Here is a 20,079-nt window from a genome sequence, read left to right as displayed (position 1 = left end):
CCTTTTTCCTTCGCTTTGCACATTGATTGGCCTTGGCAACTGTCAGCTTTGGTCTTCTTCGCGCGTGAACTGATGGCCTCAGCATAGAGAATGCCCTAGCGATGCCGGAGCACCATAAGGCGTCGCTATGGCAGCGAGGCCGGGAATCGCCGACAATATACGAACATTTGCGGTGCCCTTAAAAAGGCAATCACGACATGAGCGCACAAGCCCTGTCCATTACTGATTTTGACGCGCTGTCCGATGAGTCATGCGAGCAGCGCATCGTGGCTGCCAAGGCGGCATTGGGTGAACGACTGACAATATTGGGCCATCATTACCAACGTGATGAGGTTTTCGCCCATGCAGATATCTCTGGCGATTCGCTGAAGCTGTCGCGCCTAGCAGCGCAAAGTGACGCTGATTACATTGTGTTCTGCGGCGTTCACTTTATGGCCGAGGTTGCAGATATTCTTTCGCGACCCGAGCAAACCGTCATCCTGCCGGACCTGGCTGCAGGTTGCTCCATGGCCGATATGGCCAATTTGGTGAACGTGGAGCGCTGCTGGACGGAGCTCTCCGAGATGCTGGGAGAGGACGCCAGTGCACAGGTCACTCCGGTCACATACATCAACTCAGCGGCCGATTTAAAAGCCTTTTGTGGGCGTCATGGCGGAATTGTCTGCACCTCATCCAATTCTGAAGCGGTGCTGAACTGGTCATACGCGCAGCGCCCCAAGGTGTTGTTCTTCCCAGACCAGCATCTGGGTCGAAATACGGCCTACCGCCAGGGCATGCCGCTTGAAGACATGGTGGTATGGGACTTTGACAAACCCTATGGAGGCTTGACCCCGGAGGCCGTCAAGAAGGCCAAGCTCATTCTCTGGAAAGGTTTTTGCTCGGTACACCAGATGTTCAAACCGGAGCACATCCAGAAGTTCCGCGAGCGAGTTCCCGATGGTCTGGTGATTTCCCACCCAGAGAATAGTTTTGAGGTTTGTCAGCAGTCCGACTATGTGGGCTCCACTGAAAGTATCTTGAAAACAGTACGGGCCGCGGAGCCTGGCACGCATTGGTTGGTGGGCACGGAACTGAATTTGGTGAATCGCCTCCACCATGAAATGGCGCCTAAGGGCGTGCAGGTGCAATTCATGAGTCCGGTCATCTGCATGTGTTCCACCATGTTCCGCACCGACCCACAACACTTGGCCTGGACCTTAGAAAACCTGGTGCAAGGCCAGACCGTGAACCAAATATCGGTGGAGCCCCAAATGGCTGCCCAGGCCAAGGCCGCCTTGGACCTTATGCTCGAGGTTTCGGCCTGAGCCATTCGCATCTTTTCCCTTTGCCCTTTCGTAAAAGGGCAGACCCTATTGCATTTGATCGCAGGACCCCATGAGCAGATTTCAGCAAAGCTTGAGCCAGGCCGACCCCGATATCGCCGCCATTATTGAGCGCGAAGCGCAGCGTCAGGAAGATCATGTCGAACTGATCGCCTCGGAAAACTATGCCAGCCGCGCGGTGATGGAGACCCAGGGGTCAGTACTGACCAATAAATATGCCGAGGGCTTACCAGGGCGCCGATACTACGGCGGTTGTGAGTTCGTGGATGAAGCCGAAGACTTGGCGCGGGAACGGGTGAAGCAGTTGTTTGACTGCGACTTCGCCAATGTCCAACCCCACTCCGGTGCGCAGGCCAATGCGGCTGTATTTATGGCCCTGCTGGCCCCAGGCGATACCTTCATGGGGTTGTCACTTCCACATGGCGGGCATTTGACGCACGGCTCGCCGGTGAACTTTTCGGGGCGCATGTACCACCCAGTTCCCTACGAGCTGGACCCGGCTACGGGTGAGTTGAATTACGACAGCATTCGCGAAGCGGCGCTGGAGCACAAGCCCAAAATGCTCATTGGCGGTTTTTCCGCGTATTCCCGCGTGGTCGATTGGGCCAAAATGCGCGCTATCGCCGATGAAATTGGGGCCTATTTCATGGTGGATATGGCGCATATCGCTGGTCTGGTGGCCGGTGGCGTTTATCCCAGTCCTGTGCCGCATGCGCACGTGGTCACCACCACGACGCATAAAACATTACGCGGCCCTCGCGGCGGCTTGATTCTGTCGGCTTGCGGCGATGAAAAGCTTTACAAAAAGCTCAATAGCGCGGTGTTCCCTGGTCAGCAGGGCGGGCCACTCATGCACGTCATTGCCGCTAAGGCCGTGGCCTTCGCCGAGGCTTTGGCGCCAGAGTTTAAGGCGTACCAACAGGCCGTTGTCGAAAACGCGCGCGCCATGGCTGAAGTCGTAATTGCACGCGGTTATCAGGTGGTGTCTGGCGGCACGGACAATCACCTGTTCCTGCTCAGCTTGTTGGGCTTAGAAGTCACTGGCAAAGACGCCGAAGAGGCCCTGGGCGCGGCGCATATCACCCTGAATAAAAACTCTGTTCCTAACGATGATCGCTCCCCCTTTGTGACTTCGGGCTTGCGCATTGGCACCCCGGCTGCCACTACGCGCGGCTTCGGCACGCAGGAAATGGTCCAAGTGGCCGAAGCCATTTGTGATGTGTTGGACGCTTTGCAAAAGGGCGACGCTGATGCGGTGATCACCGATGTTCGTGCTCGTATGAATGCGCTATGCGGGCAGTTCCCGGTTTATCGCTAGGCCGGACCTAGAGCCTCGCCCCGATGAAATGCCCTTTTTGTAATGCCCCCGACACCCGCGTGGTGGACTCCCGGTTGGCAGCTGAGGGCTACCAGGTTAGGCGCCGTCGGGAATGCCCGGAGTGCGCAGAGCGGTTCACGACCTTCGAGGGTGCTGAGCTTGTGATGCCTCAGGTCCGCAAACGGGGCGGTGAAACAGAGCCTTTTGACGAGAAAAAGCTCCGCCGTGGTATTGAGCATGCCACCTACAAGACTACGGTCAGCCCGGAAGACGTAGAAATTGCCATCAACCATGTGATGCATAAGCTGCGGACAACGGGTGAGCGTGAAATCGCGTCGGGGCAGGTCGGCACCTGGGTGATGGACGAGTTGCAAGCCCTGGATCACATTGCGTATGTGCGCTTTGCGGCGGTATATAAAAACTTCGAAGATGTCGATGCCTTCCGCCGCGAGCTCGACCAACTCGATAACTTTCCATCGCCTGAGTTGGCTCGCCGGCAGCTGAAGCTGCCGGTGGCCGATCAGTAGTCCGTACCAAGGGCACTATGGCCTTTTCGGCGACCGATGCGCGCTGGATGGCGCAGGCTCTGCGTTTGGCCGAGTCTGCGACCTGGGCTGCGCGGCCAAACCCGCGGGTGGGCTGCGTTTTGGTGTCTGCTGATGGCCGCTTGGTTGGTGAGGGACAAACCCAAGCCCTGGGTGGCCCTCATGCCGAGGTCATGGCCTTGCGTATAGCGGGGAAGCAGGCGCAGGGCTCCACCGCCTATGTGACGCTGGAGCCGTGTAATCACACTGGTCGTACCGGGCCCTGCGCGCAGGCACTGATTGAGGCCGGTGTGTCGCGGGTGGTCTGCGCGGCGCGTGACCCCAGCCCTCAGGCCGGTGGTGGTTTGGCGACGCTGCGCGCCGCAGGCCTCAGCGCGGAGTCCGGGCTGCTGGCGGCGAGCGCCGAGGCTCAGATGGTTGGCTTTTTGTCGCGCATGCGCCGGGGCCGTCCTTGGATTCGGCTGAAGATGGCCGGCAGCATGGATGGTCGAAGTGCCCTACCGGACGGCCGCAGTCAATGGATTACCGGCCCTGCGGCTCGACGTGACGGTCACCGCTGGAGGGCGCGGGCGTGCGCCATCGTTAGCTCCGCCCAAACTGTGCTGGCGGATGGTGCGCAATTAACGGTGCGCGCTGTCGCCGTTGATGAACAACCCCAACGCGTCGTGGTTGATAGACGGGCGATTTTGGATGGCAGTCAAAAAGTGTTCGATGCGCAGGCTCCTACGCACCACCTGCAAGGCGCGCAGTGGGATGTGGCTACTGTGGTTCAGTTTTTGTCTGAGTTGCCGGCGAATGAGGTCTTGCTGGAATGTGGACCGACGATGGCCGCAGCTTGGCTGCGGGGTGGTTATGTAGACGAACTGGTGATCTATACCAATCCCAGCCTGATTGGTGAAGGTCGGCCTTTGGTGGAACTGCCCGCCTTAGGCGACCTACAAGAGCGGCTGCAACTACAAATCACTGACATCCGTCGCTTGGGGGATGACTGCCGTATCATGGCCAACCCCATCGCTCCTGCTAGCTGAACTACCACAACATATGTTTACCGGAATTGTTGCTGCCCAAGGCCAGTTACTCGATGTCCAGCCACACGGCGATGACCTCAGCTTGCGTTTGGACGCCACGCAGCTACTGGCCCAGGGCGAGCCAGGCGAGGAGGGTGAAAGTATTGCCGTCAATGGGGTGTGCTTGACCGCGCGCGATTGGACCGCCAGCAGTTTCGTGGCTGATGTGTCTAGCGAAACCTTGCGCTGTACCTCGCTGGGTGCCGTGGAGACGGGCTCCGCGGTGAATTTGGAGCGTGCCTTGCGCGCGGATGACCGACTCGGTGGTCACCTGGTCAGCGGTCATGTTGATGGCCTTGGAACCGTCGTACAGCGCGAGATTGAGGCGCGTAGCTGGGTGCTGGGAATTGAGGTGCCAACGGAACTCGCGCGTTACATCGCTGCTAAAGGCTCGGTGTGTTTGGACGGTGTGAGCCTCACCGTGAACCAAGTGGAGGGTGCGCGGTTTACCGTCAACATCATCCCGCACACCGCGCAGGTCACTACCATTGGCAGCTGGGAAGTGGGCACCCAAATTAATGTGGAAGTGGATCAAATAGCGCGTTATTTGGAGCGCTTGATGGAGGCGACGCGGGTATGAATAGCACCGAAGAAATTATTGCCGATCTCAAAGCCGGGAAGATGGTCATCATCATGGATGATGAAGACCGTGAGAATGAAGGCGACTTGGTCATGTTGGCCGAAAAGGTGCGTCCGGAAGATGTGAACTTCATGGCCCGCTATGGTCGCGGTCTGATTTGCCTCACGCTGACCCGCGAACGCTGCCGGCAACTGCGACTGCCATTGATGGTCAACGACAACGGCGCGGCGCATGCCACCAAATTTACAGTCTCAATTGAAGCGGCTGAGGGTGTCACTACAGGAATTTCGGCCCATGACCGTGCGCGCACCATCCAGGCAGCCGTCGCACCTGAAGCGCGTCCAGAGGATGTGGTGCAGCCCGGACATATCTTTCCCTTAATGGCAGAACCTGGCGGTGTATTGAACCGGGCGGGGCATACGGAAGCTGGCTGCGACCTCGCGAGGTTGGCAGGGGCGAAAGAGTCAGCCGCAGTGATCGTCGAGATCCTCAACGAAGATGGCACCATGGCGCGGCGGCCGGACTTGGAAGTCTTCGCGCGCGAGCACGATATCAAACTGGGCACCATCGCCGACCTGATTCGCTACCGTTTAGCGAATGAGCACACCGTTGAGCGTGTGGTGCAGTCCAAAGTAGAAACCGAGTTTGGCCCCTTTGAACTCATGATGTACGAAGACCGGGTCGACAAGACGGTCCATATGGCCCTGGTGCGAGGGCCAATTTCGCCGGAAGAACCCACACTCGTGCGCGTGCACTTGCGCAACACACTGGCCGATGTGGTGGGTGTGTCCCACTCAGAGTTTGGCTGGCCGGTGCGTGACGCGCTGCATACCATTGCGGAAGCTGGGCGCGGGGTCTTGGTGGTGTTGCGCAAGTGGGAAACTCCTCACGCTTTAGTGCAGACGGTTTCCAACCTGCAACGCAGTGGCGGTCGCACCACCATGGATGCGGATGAATCGCCCAATGACGAGCCAGAACAGGACCTGCGCACTTACGGCATAGGCGCACAAATACTGGCCGATATTGGTGTGCGCAAAATGCGGGTTCTATCCGCCCCTAAACGTATGCATGCGGTCTCTGGCTTTGGCCTTGAGGTCACCGAATATGTCCAACACGCCCCGGAGAATCCCAATGACGAGCACTAGCCCTGTGTCGAATAGCTTCCACGCCGATACGCGTATCGCCATCATCAGCACGCAGTGGAACCCCACCGTCGTTGACTCCTTGGTAGAGGCCGCCATGGCAACATGTACTGAGCGCGGCGTCAGTGAAGAGGGCATTGATCACTTCGTCGTGCCCGGTGCTTTTGAGATTCCCACACTGCTCGGCCACCTCGTGGATGAAGATGAAGATTACGACGGCGTTATCACTTTGGGTGCCGTCATCAAGGGCGATACCGCTCATTTTGAATATGTGGCTGGAGAATGTGCTCGCGGCGTGGCAGAGCTAAGTCGACAGTCAGGTATCCCCGTGGGCTTTGGGGTATTGGCTACCTACGACCTGGAGCAAGCCCTAGAGAGAGCTGGTCCGAATGCGGAAAACAAGGGTGTCGAAGCTGCGAATGCGGTGCTCGATATGATTGAACTTATTGCCAGCCTGCAGGATGACTGAGAACACAACAAACTCCGAGCCGGGCTTAGACCCTGCGCGCCCAAATGGACCGACCCGTGGGCGCCGCGGCGCGCGCTATGGCGCCGTGCAATATCTTTACTCCGCGCTGATGAATTCCGTGCAGGCTCAGGAGCTGGTCTTGGCAGCCTTGGCAGATGATCATCTCCGGCACGCCGACCGCTCCTATCTGCAAACGCTGATTCATGGTGCCTTGGAGCAACAACAGCCGCTAGAAGTGGATCTAGACGCTCAGTTGGACCGTCCGCTGGTGCAATTGGACAGTATGGAGCGCGCGATTTTGCTGGTGGGTGGATATGAGTTGCAGCACGAGCGGACCTTGCCGGCCCGCGTCATCATTAATGAGGCTGTGGAACTCGCGAAGATCTTCGGAGCTACTGATGGGCACAAGTACGTGAACGGTGTCTTGGACCGCTGGGCACGGCGGGTGCGGGCCGATGAGTACAACGGATGATGAATTCGCAATAATCCGGCGCTACTTTCAACAGTCTTGGGCAGCGTCGTCTGAGGTTGTTGTAGGCAATGGCGATGACGCGGCGCTGGTGGCCCCGCCCGCAGGTCATCACTTGGTGATCTGCAGCGATATGCTCGTCAGCGGTCGCCATTTTGATGGAACGGCGGCGCCTGCAGACGTGGGGTGGAAAAGCCTAGCGGTCAATGTCTCGGACCTGCTCGCCATGGCGGCCCAACCTATGGGCTTTACGCTGGCCTTGTCCCTGCCCGAGCTTGATCACGATTGGCTGCACGGCTTCAGTACAGGGCTGCAGGCATGCGCGGATCACTACGGAATGACATTGGTGGGTGGGGACACAACACGTGGCCCCTTGACGATTAGCATCACCGCACTGGGCTGGGCTGCTGCGAATCGACATCCCCCATGCCGCTCCCAAGCGCGTGCCGGCGATGCCATTTGGATTAGCGGAGCGTTGGGACGTGCCGCCGCTGCTCTGGAACTCGGTGATCGCGCTCCGCTTGGATGGCAGCAGGCGCTGCATCGACCGCAGCCAGACCTGGATGCGGTTGCTGCTATGCGCGACACGGCCCACGCCATGATTGATGTGTCGGATGGGTTGAGCGCGGATCTAGGCCATATTTGTACCGCCAGTGGCCTCGGAGCGCGCCTGGATGCGCGGGTTCTAGAAACGATGGAGCCTCTGGAGCATCCACAGCTTAGCCCGCAACGACGTTGGCATTGCCGTCTCCACGGCGGTGATGATTATGTATTGGTGGCCACAGCGCCCAGGGATTGCAGCTTTGCTGGTTGGACCCGGATTGGCGACATGCATGCGCAGCCTGGCGTTCATCTGCGCTGGCCTGATGGACGCACCGACTCCCTTTCTCCACTTGGCTGGAACCATTTCTCATGACTCCTCGTCCATCGCAAGTTTTTCGTGACCCCATACTGTTGCTCGCCTTCGGTGGTGGTGCGGGGTTGATGCCAAATGGGCCTGGGACCTGGGGGAGCTTCGTTGCTTTGCCACTGGCTGCGTGGTTACTCCAGTTTGACCCTTGGCTCTACGCCTTAGCTTGTGTAGTTATTGCTGTTGTCGGCATTCCCATCTGCGGACAGGCGGCCAAACGACTGGGCGTGCACGATCATGGGGGAATAGTCTGGGATGAAATTTCCGGACAATTAATCACCTGCGCAGCGCTGTATTGGCTGCCGCAGGGGGTCACCCTTGCCGCAGGCTTAGGTCTATGCTGCGTGGCCTTCAGGGTGTTTGATATCGCCAAGCCCTGGCCCATAGGTGCGGTAGACCGTAAAGTTCATGGCGGGCTAGGCATTATGTTGGATGACTGGTTGGCCGCAGCGATGGCGGCAGCTGTCAGCCTGCTGTGTTTTCAGTGGATTGGGTAGACTGACGCGCTTTGCCAACCACACCATTAGCAGTTTTCATGCAGCAAGTAATTCACGATAGCCTCAGTGGCCAGAAAATGGCCTTGCAGCCAATCCGTCCCGGTGAAGTGGGGCTGTATGTGTGTGGGGTAACCGTGTATGACGATTGCCACCTGGGGCATGCCCGATTTTTGCTGGTTTTTGACGCTGTGGTTCGGCAGCTAGAAGCACAGGGTTTCAAGGTGCGCTACGTCCGCAACCTGACAGATATTGACGATAAGATTATTCGCCGCGCAGCTGAAAACGGCGAGAGCATCGAAGCACTGACCGAGCGCTATATTGCGCGCTTTCATGAGGACTGCGCGGCCTTGGGGTTGCTTCCAGCCTCAGCCGAACCGCGCGCCACCGAGCATATGGCGCAGATCATTTCTATGATTCAAACGCTCATTGAGCGTGGCCATGCTTATGCTGCGGACAATGGCGATGTGTATTACGCCGTCGATACCTTTGCTGGCTACGGCAAGCTTTCCCACAAGCGCTTGGATGAGCTACGCGTGGGGGCTAGGATCGCAACCGATGAGGCCAAGCGAGATGCCTTAGATTTCGTGTTGTGGAAGGCCTCCAAGCCGGATGAGCCTGCCTGGGACTCACCGTGGGGTGCAGGGCGGCCTGGCTGGCATATTGAATGCAGTGCGATGTCCACCCACTGCTTGGGCCATCAGTTCGATATTCATGGCGGCGGTATGGATCTCAAGTTCCCGCACCATGAAAATGAAATTGCGCAAAGTGAAGGAGCCCATGGCGAGGGCTTTGCGCAAATCTGGATGCACAATGGCTTCGTCCAGGTTGGTCAGGAAAAAATGTCCAAGTCTTTGGGCAACTTCCGCACCATTCGCGACATCTTGGAGCATTACGACGGAGAGACCATTCGTAGCTTTATTTTGTCCACCCATTACCGTAGCCCGCTGATTTACACAATAGATGCTATGGATGCTGCGCAGACCTCGCTGCGCCGCCTTTATGCAGCCTTAGACCGGGCTAGTGACCAGGAGCAGGCCGCCGTGGACGAAAACGCAGTTGCTCGCTTTGATAAGGCGATGGCGGATGACTTCAACACCGCCGATGCCTTAGCAGTACTGCATGGGTTAGGACGTCAGCTCAATACGGCGGTGGATGCGGGCGACACTGACAAGGCTGCCAGCTATGCACATACGCTCAAAACGCTTGGGCAACGACTAGGCCTGCTTCAGCGCTCGGCACAAGATGTTTTGCAGGGCGACACGGCGGCGGTGGATGTGGCTTGGGTGGAGGCGCAGATACAAGCGCGCCAGGATGCGCGGGCCGCCCGTGATTTTGCGCAGGCAGACGCGATTCGGGACAAGCTGAGCCAAGCCGGTATTACTCTCAAAGATGGACCAGACGGCACGAGCTGGAGCAAGAGCTAAACGCTCCCAGGCGGCGCCCTCGGGCGACCTAGAGCTTCCATAGGCCGCTGTATGTCACTGCTCGTGCGCGTGGCGAAGGCCTGGCTCGCGTTCCGTGGTCTTAAGGGCCCGATGATAGTTTCGGCGAGCGCTCCGTGCGGCGGCTCGCCCGCGCATGCACAGAACAGATTCCGTTACCATTAGCGCAACTGCTGTGATGCAGGGACCGCAGTTGGGTTGCTGGCGCACCGCGCCGGCAATGATTGCCCTCCGCTATTGATCCAACCAACTGCGAGGTTGCGGGGCGCCTAGCGCCCCGTCTTTTTTAGCCGAGGATGCAGCATGCCTAAGGGAATCGACCGCCGTCAGCTCTTGCAGGGCGGCTTGGGAAGTATGGCAGCCGCCATATCCTGGCAACCTGGCTGGAGCGCCATGTCCGCGCCGCGCTGGCAGAACTGGTCGGGGCACTTACAGGCAAACCCGGCTTGGCAGGTCTACCCCCAAACGCTCACCGAGCTGCGCACCGTGATGCGCAATGCTCCGGGGCCGATTCGTCCGGTCGGGGCCAGTCACTCTTTTGCGCCTCTGTGTCCGACCTCAGGATGTCAGGTGCACTTGGACAATATGCGCGGTTTGGTCGCCGTCAACCCACAGCGCCAGCGCGCACGGTTGCGTGCGGGAACAACCGTGCGTGAATTAGGCCCTTTGTTGGCCGAGCAAGGGTTAGCCCTGAGTAACCAGGGCGATGTGGATCCGCAGACGCTGGCCGGTGCTACTGGCACCAGCACCCACGGGACCGGACTCAGCTTGGGCTCCTTTTCGTCCATGGTGACGGCGGCGCAGTTGCTGACGGCCCAGGGCGAGCTCATTGAGATCAACGCCAACGATCACCCAGACTGGTTGCCGGCTGTGAGCTGCCATTTGGGCGTATTAGGCATTGTGACCGAGCTAGAGCTACAGCTCCGCCCTAGCTACAGGCTGGAGGAGGTTATTGAGGTCCTCCCCCTCAAAGATGTTCTGGCTGATTTATCAAGCCTGTTGCGGGATAACCGTCATTTTGAGTTCTTCGTATTTCCCTACAGTGACCGGGTGTTGGTGAAGCGGCTGAATGAAACAACTGCAGCGGTGACCCCGAAGCCTCGTATCGAAATACCCGAGGACCAGATTTTCTCTTTGCTGACAGAGCTGGGCCACGATGTGAGTCCCCTGGATGGCCCCCTGCAACAGCTTCTCACGGCCGTGCTGCCAGACAGCAGAAGGGTGGGCCCCTCCTATGAAATTTTCCCGAGCGCCCGCAGTACACGTTTCAACGAGATGGAATATGAGCTGCCTCTAGAGCAGGGGGCAGAGGTCTTGGCACAGGTCATCGATGCCATCCGGCGACGGGATATCAACGTCATGTTTCCCTTGGAGGTGCGTAGCGTGGCGGCGGACGCCGGTTGGATCAGCCCGTTTTATCGGCGCACCGCATTAGCGATTTCCGTACACCAGTGGGCTCAAGCTGACCACAAGCCCTTATTCCAAGCTGTAGAGCCTTTGCTACAACAGCATTTGGGACGTCCACACTGGGGCAAGATGCACACCCTAAAGGCCCGAGATTTCGCCGAGCGCTACCCGCGTTTTGAGGATTTCGCACGTTTACGCGCCGAACTCGACCCAGGGGCTAAGCTACTGACAGCGCCGCTCAAAGAGATGCTAGTTCTGGCTTAGCAAAGCTGCTGCTGTACTCAGCCTATACCTGCTCAAGGATAGGGAGATGTGGTTCGCCCCGCGCTTATTTTTGGCTCCAGGTGTCGCGCAGAGCAATGCTGCGATTAAAGACCGGCTGCCCCGGCTGATGGTCATAGCGGTCGGCGACAAAGTAGCCTAAGCGCTCGAACTGGTAGGACTGCTCCGCGCCACAACCGGCGATAGCCGGCTCCACCATGCAGTGCGTATTCACCTCTAAAGAGTCGGGGTTGAGCGCCTCTAAGAAATCACCCTCAGTGGCATCCGGTCTTTCGACATTGAACAGCCTATCGACAATCCGGACCTGTGCTGACACCGCGTAATCGGCGGCAACCCAATGGATAACGCCTTTGGGTTTGACGCCATCCTCCGGGTCACAGCCCAATGTGTTCGGGATGCGGCGAGCATAAACCCGCAGGGGCTGGCCGGCATCATCGGTGTCCATAGCAGTGGCTTCAATCACATAGGCATGACGTAAGCGCACGCGTTTGCCGAGTACCAGACGTTTGTACTTCTTATTCGCCTCAGGGCGAAAGTCTTCGCGCTCGATGAATAACCGGCGCGCAAAAGGAATATCTCTGGACCCTAGGTCTTCGCGCTCTGGGTGATGGGCGGCGTGCAGGGTTTCGCAGGCCTCGGCATCCATGTCTTCAATAATGAGCTCTAAGGGATCTAGAACGGCCATGGCGCGAGGAGCATTGCGGTTGAGCTCATCGCGAATAGCCGCTTCCAGCATGCCGATATCTGTAAGGCTGTTGGCGCGTGCTACACCTGCTGATTCGCAAAACGCGCGAATGCCGGCAGCCGGGAATCCACGCCGGCGCATGCCCGCAAGAGTGGGCATACGGGGGTCGTCCCAGCCGCTTACGTGACCGCCATCAACCAGCGCCTTGAGCTTGCGTTTACTGGTGATGGTGTAGTTCAACTGCAAGCGCGCAAATTCGGTTTGTCGCGGAGTTGCCGGTACCGGTAGATGGGCGATCAACCAGTCGTACAGAGGGCGATGATCCTCGAACTCCAGGGAGCACAAAGAATGGGTGATGCCCTCAATGGCATCCGATTGCCCATGCGCGAAGTCGTAGGTGGGATAAATGCTCCAAGCATTTCCGGTTTGGTGATGTGCAGCATGCCGAATCCGATACAGAATAGGGTCGCGCATGTTCATATTCGGGCTCGCCATGTCGATCTTGGCTCGCAGCACACGCGCCCCATCTTCGAACTCACCAGCGCGCATCCGCCGCAATAAGTCGAGGTTATCGGCTGTGGAACGTTCTCGGTAGGGGCTATTGCGCCCGGGCTCGGTGAGCGTGCCGCGATAGTCTCGTGCCTGCTCCGGACTCAGGTCGCACACATAGGCCAAACCTTGTTCGACGAGGTACTCCGCCCACGCGTACAGCTGCTCGAAGTAGCTAGAGGCGTAGCGCACCGGGCCGTCCCAAGCAAAGCCCAGCCAGCGAATGTCTTCTTGAATCGCGTCTAAGTACTGCTGTTCTTCTTTTTCCGGGTTGGTATCGTCAAAACGCAGATGACAGCGGCCGCCGTAGCGCTGGGCCAAGCCAAAGTTCAGGCAGATGGACTTGGCGTGGCCAATATGCAAGAAACCATTCGGCTCCGGTGGAAAGCGCGTGACCGGCCCCTCGGGAAGCTGCCCGGACTGAATATCCTGAACAACTTTGGATTCCACGAAATGGCGAGGTTCGGGCAGTACGGACATGCTGGCTAGCACTATGTGGGAAGCAAGCCGCGCATTTTACTATTTATCGCTGCCAGCGCTGTTTCAGCCCTTTACCTGGGCATAGGCTTCGAGGGCGCCCGCCCGCGAGGCCTTAGGATCGACGATGGGTTTGTCGGGTCGGCGCTGCTGGCTGAGCCAGCGTTTACGGTAGCGGCCATCGGGATCGAACTTTTCAGCCTGAGTATCGGGGTTGAAGATGCGAAAGTAGGGCGCAGCATCCGCGCCACAGCCAGCGACCCATTGCCAACCCAGGGTATTGCTCGCCAAGTCGGCATCGACCAAGGTGTCCCAAAACCAGTCAGCGCCTGCATGCCAGTGGATACCCAAGTTCTTGGTCAGCAAACTGCCGACCAGCATGCGCACCCGGTTATGCATCCACCCAGTGCTCCACAGTTGGCGCATACCTGCGTCCACGATATCGATGCCCGTTTGCCCTCTTTGCCAAGCTTCGAGGTCATCGCCACAAGCAGCGCCGGCGCGCCAGGGGAAGGCATTGAATCGACTGTTGAAGTTAGTGCGGGGGGTGTCGGGGAAATGCCACAGTAGGTGATGTGCGAATTCGCGCCAGCCTAGCTCAGCAACAAAGCGGCGCGTGCTCTCGGCATCGCGGTCTGCCGAGTGGGCACGCGCCCAAACACGGTGGGGGCTAATTTGGCCATGATGGAGATAGGGCGATAGCGCGGAGCTTCCGTCCAGGTCCGGTCTGTTGCGATCTTCGGCGTAGTCGTCCAAAGCGCCATTGAGGAATGTCTCCAGGCGTTGCTGCGCAGCGGCCTCGGAGACATCCCAATGGGCCGCTAGGCTATTGGTCCAAGAATGCTGTGGGTCTAAGCCCAGGTCATCGATGGTGCAGGCACCTTGGTGCTTGGCCCAGGCAAGGTTCGCGGCTTTGGGCTGGGGCTCGCGGGGCGCTGTGAGGCGCATGCAAGCTTTCCAAAATGGGGTGAAGACCTTGTAGGGATCTCCTGTTTTGGTTTGTATGGTCCAGGGCTCGTAGAGCAATGCGGCCGCATGGGAGCGCGCCAGCAAATCCGCATCTTTGAGCATGCTCTTCACTTTGGCATCGCGCTCCACGATGGCGGGTTCGTAGAGCCGATTCCAGATGACTCCCACAGCGCCCGTGTCGCGAATGGCTTGCTGCAAGCAGGATTGTGAGTCGCCCGAGTACACGGCAAGCTGCCCATCTTCCTGCGCAAGTTGAGCTTGCAGGCTATGGAGTGCCTGATGTTGCCACCAACGCGCTGCAGCGCCAGCTGCTGCGGCGCCTTCTTCCTGCGGTGCATGAATAAAGATCGGCTGCACGCAATAGCCTTGCTGCGCCGCCCAAGTCAGTGCCGGGTTGTCGTCAAGGCGCATGTCGCGCCGAACCCACCACAACACTACCTCTTCAGTCATGCTCGATCCTCCGTTGTTCATTGTGATGGTCCACGCCCATAGTGATGACCAAATCCCGACCCCTGTCGAGCTTCTCGTCTAAGCTTGCGACCCTGAGCACCCCGGATGGGTTCTTATTCCTACACCGAGCAAACTCATGATAGAGCTGCCCCCATTGACCGCTGTGGTCGCGAGCGCCCAAAACGATGTGATTGGTTTCAATGGACAGATGCCTTGGCGCCAACCGGCCGACCTTCAGCATTTCAAAGCCTTGACCCAAGGCGGCACGGTCGTGATGGGTAGAAACACATTCGACAGCCTGGGTAAGCCCCTGCCGAACAGGCGCAACATCGTGCTCACCCGTCAACAGAACTGGTCCGCAGACGGGGTTGATGTGGTGCGTGACATTCAAGGTCTTGGAGAGCTTCTGGGTGATTCCGCTTTTCTCATTGGTGGTGGCCAAATCTATAGCGAGCTCTGGCCATGGGTGCAGCGCTTGGAGTGGACGCGAATCCACGCTAACCCCGAAGGCGATACGTGGTTCCGCCCCAATATGGATGAATTTCAGAGGCTAAGCTGCGAGCACTATCCGGCCGATGCCAATAACGCCCACGCGATGGACTTTGAAACCTGGCTGCGCCGGGGCTGATGCAGCCAGTGACGTGCCAGACATTGCAGTTCGCCCGTGTACGAGCCTTTGCCGCGGCTTAGATCGTGATTAGGGCTGCAGGCGTTCTATGCTCCAGCTGGCATCGCTTTGCCGTGTGTAGGTTACGCGGTCGTGAAAGCGGTTGGCCTGGCCTTGCCAAAGCTCTACCCAGTCTGCGCTCAGCGCAAAACCGCCCCAATGCGGAGGGCGGGGGATGGAGTCCACCCCAGTGAAGCGTTCTTCGATCTGCGCGTAGCGCTCTTCCATGGCGCGCCGCGATGCGATGGGCCGGCTTTGATCCGATGCCCATGCCCCCAGCTGAGAGCCACGGGGTCTGGAGGCAAAGTAGGCGTCGCTCTCGGCCGCTGGAAGTTGTCGTACCCGACCCTGCAGTCGAATTTGCCGATCTAATTGATCCCACCAAAAACACAAGGCTGCTGTGGGCGTTTTGAGCAGCTCCTGACCCTTGCGGCCACTGTAATTGGTGTAGAAGTGCACTTCGTTGTCGGCAAAGCCTTTGCACAGCACTACCCGGTTCGCCGGCCGCCCTTGCGCATCCAAGGTGGCTAAATTCATCGCAGTGGGCTCGAGTAGGTCTGCGGTTTTCGCTTGCTCTAACCAGTCCTGAACCCATGAAAACGGCTGTTCTGGCGGGTTTTCAAAGCGTTCTTCATTCAGGCGGTTGATCGTTCTGGACATAAGACTTCGAAATTTACGAGCGATAGAGGTATTCTATGCCGCCTGACGGCGACCGCGCCGTTACGGTCCAGGTCGGAGAGGTGGCAGAGCGGTTGAATGCAGCGGTCTTGAAAACCGCCAAGGGTTTACGCCCTTCGTGGGTTCGAATCCCACCCTCTCCGCCAGTTTGGCTTAGCGCCACTGGTGAAACGCGACCGCCTGGCGATTTTGAATCACGCCCGACAACTACGATTTTTAGGAGAGAGCCCTGATGAACCTCGAGGAGCTGAACAGCACTGCTCGCGCTTTGGTGAATGCTTCGCGCGGTATTTTGGCTGCCGATGAAAGCACCGGCACCATCACCAAGCGTTTCGCGAGTATTGACCTTGAGTCTACGGAAGAAAATCGCCGGGCTTACCGGGATATGTTGTTCACCGCTCCCGATTTGGAATCAACCATCAGCGGTGTCATCTTGTTCGAAGAAACTCTTTATCAAGCGAGCTCCGACGGCACGCCTTTTCCAAAGCTGTTGGCCAGCCGTGACGTGATCCCGGGCATTAAGGTCGACAAGGGCGCTAAGCCCATGGCGCTATGCCCGGGCGAGACCATCACAGAGGGTTTGGATGGTTTGCGCGAGCGTTTGCAGGCCTACAGGGAGGCCGGCGCTAGGTTTGCTAAGTGGCGTGCGGTGATTCGCATTAGTGACGAGCTTCCCACTGGAGCCTGTATTGAGGCCAATGCTCACGCTCTTGCGCGGTATGCCGCCCTTTGCCAAGAACAGGGCATTGTCCCCATCGTGGAGCCTGAAGTGCTCATGGATGGTGACCACAGCATTGATGTGTGCGAAGACGTCACCAGTGCAACGCTTGGCGCGGTTTTTGCGCAGTTGGATGCTCAGGGCGTTGCTTTAGAAGGCATGTTGCTTAAGCCCAACATGGTCATCAGCGGCAGTGATTGCCCTGAACAGGCGGACGTAGAGGCTGTCGCTGCCGCTACCGTACGTACCTTGAAGCGTTATGTGCCCGCCGCTGTGCCTGGCATCGTATTCCTTTCAGGTGGACAGTCCGATGAGCTAGCGACGGCGCACTTGGATGCCATGAACAAGCTTGGGGATCACCCCTGGGTACTGTCCTTCTCTTATGGCCGTGCCCTGCAGGCCAGTGCCCTCAAGGCTTGGTGCGGTCAATCGGAGAATGTGCAGGCAGCACAAACGGCCTTTGCGCATCGCGCCAGATGCAACTCTGCAGCGGTTCGCGGCGAATACTCCGCCGATATGGAGGCTGCTCAGTAGGGATGCCTGCTGTCATCTTACAGTAACACTCAAAAGGGGGCTTCGGCCCCCTTTTTTGTGAGCACGACTCAGGCTCAGGCATCAAAGGACGCCTAAGACCATGCGCGTGGCCCTGCGCGAAACGCCTATGCCCACCGCCGTATTGCCTCTCAAGCAGGGAAGGCCATTCTCATGCCGCGGAGGATGGTTTTGCGTAAGCGGCCAGCTTCGCGGGGCCGAGTTGCCAGCTATATAACGATACGCACAAAAAAGCCGCCCCGAGGGGCGGCTTCTAATCTGAGCGCTGATTAGCGCTGAGCGTTTACTAGCGCTCTTCAACCAGGTTGATTTCTACCCGACGGTTGCGTGCGCGTTGTTCTGGCGTTTCTCCAGCGTTCACAGGGCGGGTTTCACCGAAGGCACGGGTACGGAGTTGATTATCTGCAACGCCTTGAGCACTGAGGTAAGAAGCGACAGCTTTGGCCCGCCGCTGCGATAGGTCTTGGTTGTACGCCTCAGTACCAGTACGGTCCGCGTGCCCGTTTGCAATAGCCACAACGTAACTCCGTTGGGCGAGGTTGCTTGCGACTACGTCCAGCGCCTTGCGGGCGGCGCCATTGAGTTCGGCAGAATCGAAGGCGAAGTAAATGACTACGGTTTCAGGCGCCGGGCAACCCTCGCCATCGACTGGAGTTCCAGCAGGAGTGTTCGGGCAGCGGTCCATGTTATCCGGAATGCCGTCGCCGTCTGAGTCACCGACACTGCTAACGGCGCAGCCATAGGCATCAACGGCTGTCCCTGGAGCTGTTCCTGGGCAGCGATCTAAGCTGTCAGGAACTCCATCCGAGTCAGCGTCACCATCTGCGCTTTTAGCGCCAACCACGATGACCTTAGGTGGAGCGCCGAGATCGTAAGAAACACCAAGGCTCAGAATTTCTTCATGAGGGTCTTGTTGGCCTCTATTCTCGTCAAAGTACAAGGCACGGTGTTTGATGTCGCCTGTGAGCTTGAACCGGGAGTCACTGATTCGGTAGCTCGCACCAGCACCGGCCTGCCAAAATAAATCGTTCGACACGGAATTCGGCGCTGTGACGTCAGCAGTTCTTGCAACCCCGATGCCTGCGATGAGGAAAGGCTCAAGTTTGCCTAGCTTTGGGATGACGTTGAACTTGTAGTCCAGACCCGCAGCATACTCATCCTGAGAGAGTCCTCCGGCAGAATCAGCCTCAAATTCCTGGTAGCCCATGTATCCCTGTAAGGCCAACCAGGAAGAGATTTCTTTTTCCAGTCCAATTCGGAAGCCAATACCCTCGTCGGTAGACGGGCCTCTATCGTCTGCATTGGTGAACTGTCCAAAGCCCAGTAGGCTCCATCCGCCATCCGCAGCCGACGCCATTGAAGGCAAACTCGTCATTAGCAGCGCTCCAGCCAACGGCAGGACTGCACGCATCGTCATCATGGTTTCGAACTCCCAAGTGTGTTTTGACCTATGCCGGAGAGTATACGTTTGTTTTTCACGCTTACCAATTTCATTACTCATTTTTGTGGATGGTTCGCCAATCGAAGCCTACCTTTTGACGGGTTGTGTTCTTAATTCCACTCGTCGATTGATCTCACGGCCTCGGGCCGTTTGGTTGCTGGCAATCGGTTGTTGTTCGCCATAGCCACGTGCCCGGAGCATGGACGCGCTTACACCCTGATCAACGAGGTAGTTCTTCACTGCGATGGCTCTGGCTTCTGATAGTTTGAGGTTGTCTTGAGCATCGCCACTGTTGTCCGTGTGGCCAGCGACCTCGAAACTCAGGCCCCGACTGCCAGCGAGAGCGCCGGCTACACGGTCTAGTTGACGTTGCGCGGCAGCGGTGAGGTCACTGGAATTGACCACAAAGTTCACTCCCTTGAGTATCAGACCATCTTGCGCAGCGCAGCCGCGTCCATCAATGGCTTGACCGGGCTGCGGGGTGCGGCAATCACCGGCAATCGCGCAGCCATCGGCCAGAACCGGAGCGCCACGTGGTGTGTCGGGGCAGGCGTCTTGAGTGTTCAAGATGCCATCTTGGTCAGCGTCTGGCGCGCAGCCTCGGCCATCTACCGGCGCGCCTTCACGGGTATTGGGGCAAGAGTCCGCCGAGTTCGCTACGCCGTCGTTGTCATCGTCACGCTCGCAGCCGTTGACGTCAACCCGGCTACCAGCCGGGGAGTTTGGGCATTGATCTTGGTTGTCGGGTATCTGATCACCATCGCTATCGCTGACCGGAACAACAACAACCTCACTGGCTTCGCGCTCTTCCAATGGCTTGCGCGCATTTGGGTCCGGGCCGATGGGCACCTGGATGCCGACACCAATAAGATAATCGTGGAAGCTGCGCTGCTCGTCGATTCCGATTGCGGCAGAGTAACCGCGGGCCTCGCTCTCACGATATTTGTCGAAGCGGTAGCGTGCTTCAAAACGGAGGGCAGGGCCGTTGCCGAAAACTGGCCAATTGCCCAGGCCCAGCAGATAGCCTAAACCCAGGTCGAACTGGTCGGACTCAAATTCCTCTTCATTGGCAGAGTCTTCGTTGACGCGTGTGTTGCCGCGGGCATAGCGCGCTAGTACGTACCAGGGAAGAGTGTCGCGGCTAGGAAACATGACCAAGCCTAGGCCCAGAGACTGCAGGAGGGTGTCGGACTCAGCGTCGGCATCAGGAGATGTACGGACGAAGTCGGCGCTGAACTCGAGATTACTGCCTCGTCCGAGTATCTTGCCTAGGCTCAGGGAGTACCCTGTAGCGTCGTCAAGGCGCCGATCCTCGTCAACAATCCAATATTGTGCCTGTGCACCGATGTAGAAACGCTGGTCACGTTGCTCGTCCTGGGCCCACAGCGGCACGCTCATCACTGTTGCCCACAGGCCCATCAGGGTAATCAATCGCCGCATGAT

General features: G+C 58.2%; 19 protein-coding genes and 1 tRNA gene. 15 read left to right on the top strand and 5 right to left on the bottom strand.

The genetic code is table 11. From position 1 onward, the window contains the following. The first annotated feature begins 197 nt into the window (after window positions 1–197). From nadA to KI787_13365, 12 genes are all read left to right on the top strand, one after another. A complete protein-coding gene (nadA, locus tag KI787_13420; GenBank protein MBV6630949.1) occupies window positions 198–1,304 on the top strand; it encodes a quinolinate synthase NadA in 1,107 nt (368 codons plus the stop codon). Between the two features lie 70 nt (window positions 1,305–1,374). Beyond that, window positions 1,375–2,640: a serine hydroxymethyltransferase gene (locus tag KI787_13415; GenBank protein ID MBV6630948.1), complete on the top strand. Its 1,266-nt coding sequence runs from the start codon at window positions 1,375–1,377 to the stop codon at window positions 2,638–2,640. 23 nt (window positions 2,641–2,663) lie between these two features. Next, on the top strand, window positions 2,664–3,167 hold the full coding sequence (nrdR, locus tag KI787_13410; GenBank protein MBV6630947.1) for a transcriptional regulator NrdR: 504 nt from the start codon (window positions 2,664–2,666) through the stop codon (window positions 3,165–3,167). A 17-nt stretch (window positions 3,168–3,184) separates the two neighbouring features. Beyond that, the gene (ribD, locus tag KI787_13405) at window positions 3,185–4,213 is read left to right on the top strand and encodes a bifunctional diaminohydroxyphosphoribosylaminopyrimidine deaminase/5-amino-6-(5-phosphoribosylamino)uracil reductase RibD (GenBank protein MBV6630946.1); all 1,029 of its coding nucleotides are present in this window, start codon (window positions 3,185–3,187) and stop codon (window positions 4,211–4,213) included. Between the two features lie 13 nt (window positions 4,214–4,226). Then, window positions 4,227–4,832 carry a riboflavin synthase gene (locus KI787_13400; GenBank protein ID MBV6630945.1) on the top strand — a complete coding sequence of 202 codons (606 nt, stop codon included), beginning with the start codon at window positions 4,227–4,229 and terminating at the stop codon, window positions 4,830–4,832. Continuing rightward, window positions 4,829–5,977 (top strand): 3,4-dihydroxy-2-butanone-4-phosphate synthase, encoded by a 1,149-nt coding sequence (gene ribB, locus KI787_13395; GenBank protein ID MBV6630944.1) that lies wholly within the window; start codon window positions 4,829–4,831, stop codon window positions 5,975–5,977. Before KI787_13400 ends, ribB begins: the two co-directional genes overlap by 4 nt. Continuing rightward, window positions 5,964–6,443, top strand: a complete 480-nt coding sequence (locus tag KI787_13390; protein ID MBV6630943.1) for a 6,7-dimethyl-8-ribityllumazine synthase — start codon at window positions 5,964–5,966, stop codon at window positions 6,441–6,443. Before ribB ends, KI787_13390 begins: the two co-directional genes overlap by 14 nt. Further along, window positions 6,436–6,915: a transcription antitermination factor NusB gene (gene nusB / locus KI787_13385; GenBank protein ID MBV6630942.1), complete on the top strand. Its 480-nt coding sequence runs from the start codon at window positions 6,436–6,438 to the stop codon at window positions 6,913–6,915. Before KI787_13390 ends, nusB begins: the two co-directional genes overlap by 8 nt. Beyond that, complete coding sequence (gene thiL / locus KI787_13380; protein ID MBV6630941.1) at window positions 6,899–7,828, top strand: thiamine-phosphate kinase; 930 nt, start codon at window positions 6,899–6,901, stop codon at window positions 7,826–7,828. Before nusB ends, thiL begins: the two co-directional genes overlap by 17 nt. After that, window positions 7,825–8,319: a phosphatidylglycerophosphatase A gene (locus KI787_13375; protein ID MBV6630940.1), complete on the top strand. Its 495-nt coding sequence runs from the start codon at window positions 7,825–7,827 to the stop codon at window positions 8,317–8,319. Before thiL ends, KI787_13375 begins: the two co-directional genes overlap by 4 nt. 38 nt (window positions 8,320–8,357) lie before the next feature. Then, window positions 8,358–9,743, top strand: a complete 1,386-nt coding sequence (cysS, locus tag KI787_13370; GenBank protein ID MBV6630939.1) for a cysteine--tRNA ligase — start codon at window positions 8,358–8,360, stop codon at window positions 9,741–9,743. A 321-nt stretch (window positions 9,744–10,064) separates the two neighbouring features. Beyond that, entirely contained in the window at window positions 10,065–11,432 is a 1,368-nt protein-coding gene (locus KI787_13365) for an FAD-binding protein (protein ID MBV6630938.1), read from the top strand. 64 nt (window positions 11,433–11,496) lie between these two features. On the opposite strand, the gene KI787_13360 is transcribed toward KI787_13365, so the two are convergent. Together KI787_13360 and KI787_13355 are read right to left on the bottom strand one after the other, a co-directional pair. Continuing rightward, window positions 11,497–13,164: a glutamine--tRNA ligase/YqeY domain fusion protein gene (locus KI787_13360; protein ID MBV6630937.1), complete on the bottom strand. Its 1,668-nt coding sequence runs from the start codon at window positions 13,162–13,164 to the stop codon at window positions 11,497–11,499. A gap of 63 nt (window positions 13,165–13,227) precedes the next feature. Next, entirely contained in the window at window positions 13,228–14,580 is a 1,353-nt protein-coding gene (locus tag KI787_13355; protein ID MBV6630936.1) for a deoxyribodipyrimidine photo-lyase, read from the bottom strand. Window positions 14,581–14,716: 136 nt separating this feature from the next. On the opposite strand from KI787_13355, the gene KI787_13350 reads away from it, so the two are divergent. Continuing rightward, the gene (locus KI787_13350) at window positions 14,717–15,208 is read left to right on the top strand and encodes a dihydrofolate reductase (GenBank protein ID MBV6630935.1); all 492 of its coding nucleotides are present in this window, start codon (window positions 14,717–14,719) and stop codon (window positions 15,206–15,208) included. A gap of 69 nt (window positions 15,209–15,277) precedes the next feature. Here KI787_13350 and pdxH read toward each other — a convergent pair whose 3' ends face one another. Beyond that, complete coding sequence (pdxH, locus tag KI787_13345; protein MBV6630934.1) at window positions 15,278–15,907, bottom strand: pyridoxamine 5'-phosphate oxidase; 630 nt, start codon at window positions 15,905–15,907, stop codon at window positions 15,278–15,280. Between the two features lie 74 nt (window positions 15,908–15,981). Here pdxH and KI787_13340 point away from each other — a divergent pair. Next, window positions 15,982–16,071, top strand: a tRNA-Ser gene (locus tag KI787_13340). 86 nt (window positions 16,072–16,157) lie between these two features. After that, window positions 16,158–17,177: a fructose-bisphosphate aldolase class I gene (locus KI787_13335; protein MBV6630933.1), complete on the top strand. Its 1,020-nt coding sequence runs from the start codon at window positions 16,158–16,160 to the stop codon at window positions 17,175–17,177. Between the two features lie 304 nt (window positions 17,178–17,481). On the opposite strand, the gene KI787_13330 is transcribed toward KI787_13335, so the two are convergent. Together KI787_13330 and KI787_13325 are read right to left on the bottom strand one after the other, a co-directional pair. Continuing rightward, the gene (locus KI787_13330) at window positions 17,482–18,570 is read right to left on the bottom strand and encodes an OmpA family protein (protein ID MBV6630932.1); all 1,089 of its coding nucleotides are present in this window, start codon (window positions 18,568–18,570) and stop codon (window positions 17,482–17,484) included. 153 nt (window positions 18,571–18,723) lie between these two features. Further along, a complete protein-coding gene (locus KI787_13325) occupies window positions 18,724–20,076 on the bottom strand; it encodes an OmpA family protein (protein ID MBV6630931.1) in 1,353 nt (450 codons plus the stop codon). Between the last annotated feature and the right edge of the window lie 3 nt (window positions 20,077–20,079).

The organism is Oceanococcus sp. HetDA_MAG_MS8, from assembly GCA_019192445.1.
Lineage (GTDB): Bacteria > Pseudomonadota > Gammaproteobacteria > Nevskiales > Oceanococcaceae > MS8.
The sequence above is the reverse complement of the archived record's forward strand: the minus strand, read 5'-3'. Positions and strand labels throughout refer to the sequence as shown.

Excerpts from the sequence above, each read along its gene's own strand:
- nadA (MBV6630949.1), top strand. The coding sequence starts at position 198 with ATGAGCGCACAAGCCCTGTCCATTACTGATTTTGACGCGCTGTCCGAT.
- KI787_13415 (MBV6630948.1), top strand. The coding sequence starts at position 1,375 with ATGAGCAGATTTCAGCAAAGCTTGAGCCAGGCCGACCCCGATATCGCC.
- nrdR (MBV6630947.1), top strand. The coding sequence starts at position 2,664 with ATGAAATGCCCTTTTTGTAATGCCCCCGACACCCGCGTGGTGGACTCC.
- ribD (MBV6630946.1), top strand. The coding sequence starts at position 3,185 with ATGGCCTTTTCGGCGACCGATGCGCGCTGGATGGCGCAGGCTCTGCGT.
- KI787_13400 (MBV6630945.1), top strand. The coding sequence starts at position 4,227 with ATGTTTACCGGAATTGTTGCTGCCCAAGGCCAGTTACTCGATGTCCAG.
- ribB (MBV6630944.1), top strand. The coding sequence starts at position 4,829 with ATGAATAGCACCGAAGAAATTATTGCCGATCTCAAAGCCGGGAAGATG.
- KI787_13390 (MBV6630943.1), top strand. The coding sequence starts at position 5,964 with ATGACGAGCACTAGCCCTGTGTCGAATAGCTTCCACGCCGATACGCGT.
- nusB (MBV6630942.1), top strand. The coding sequence starts at position 6,436 with ATGACTGAGAACACAACAAACTCCGAGCCGGGCTTAGACCCTGCGCGC.
- thiL (MBV6630941.1), top strand. The coding sequence starts at position 6,899 with ATGAGTACAACGGATGATGAATTCGCAATAATCCGGCGCTACTTTCAA.
- KI787_13375 (MBV6630940.1), top strand. The coding sequence starts at position 7,825 with ATGACTCCTCGTCCATCGCAAGTTTTTCGTGACCCCATACTGTTGCTC.
- cysS (MBV6630939.1), top strand. The coding sequence starts at position 8,358 with ATGCAGCAAGTAATTCACGATAGCCTCAGTGGCCAGAAAATGGCCTTG.
- KI787_13365 (MBV6630938.1), top strand. The coding sequence starts at position 10,065 with ATGCCTAAGGGAATCGACCGCCGTCAGCTCTTGCAGGGCGGCTTGGGA.
- KI787_13360 (MBV6630937.1), bottom strand. The coding sequence starts at position 13,164 with ATGTCCGTACTGCCCGAACCTCGCCATTTCGTGGAATCCAAAGTTGTT.
- KI787_13355 (MBV6630936.1), bottom strand. The coding sequence starts at position 14,580 with ATGACTGAAGAGGTAGTGTTGTGGTGGGTTCGGCGCGACATGCGCCTT.
- KI787_13350 (MBV6630935.1), top strand. The coding sequence starts at position 14,717 with ATGATAGAGCTGCCCCCATTGACCGCTGTGGTCGCGAGCGCCCAAAAC.
- pdxH (MBV6630934.1), bottom strand. The coding sequence starts at position 15,907 with ATGTCCAGAACGATCAACCGCCTGAATGAAGAACGCTTTGAAAACCCG.
- KI787_13335 (MBV6630933.1), top strand. The coding sequence starts at position 16,158 with ATGAACCTCGAGGAGCTGAACAGCACTGCTCGCGCTTTGGTGAATGCT.
- KI787_13330 (MBV6630932.1), bottom strand. The coding sequence starts at position 18,570 with ATGACGAGTTTGCCTTCAATGGCGTCGGCTGCGGATGGCGGATGGAGC.
- KI787_13325 (MBV6630931.1), bottom strand. The coding sequence starts at position 20,076 with ATGCGGCGATTGATTACCCTGATGGGCCTGTGGGCAACAGTGATGAGC.